This is a genomic window from Oceaniovalibus sp. ACAM 378, assembly GCF_008085915.1.
In the GTDB taxonomy this organism is placed as follows: Bacteria; Pseudomonadota; Alphaproteobacteria; order Rhodobacterales; family Rhodobacteraceae; genus Oceaniglobus.
In genome coordinates this window covers 1-249 of sequence record NZ_VSJK01000115.1, presented here as the reverse complement: position 1 = coordinate 249, position 249 = coordinate 1, and the positions used below count along the sequence as shown (strand labels likewise).

General features: G+C 54.6%; 1 pseudogene. It reads right to left on the bottom strand.

What is annotated here, in order from left to right:
• A pseudogene (locus tag FQ320_RS25445) lies at positions 1-184 on the bottom strand (ISNCY family transposase); the annotation flags it as partial.
• Between the last annotated feature and the right edge of the window lie 65 nt (positions 185-249).

The following is a 249-nucleotide window of genomic DNA, read 5'->3' as shown; positions in this document are numbered from 1 at the left end:
GCACAACGAAACTGCCATCTGGGAAGGCAAATGTGTCCACATATTTGCCTGGCAGATCGCGCGTGATGTCATTCTCAGCCAGGATGATCCGCTTGCGTTCATAGGAGAAGGCAAGTTGCGCACCAACAAGACGCTCGTCTTGGAAAGCGAACACATCACGCAGGCGATCGGGTTCAATGTTCATCGGCCTGTGCAGATTGTCGGCGCGACGGGCGGCCTTTGCAAACTTGGCGTTATAGCGCTCAGTGA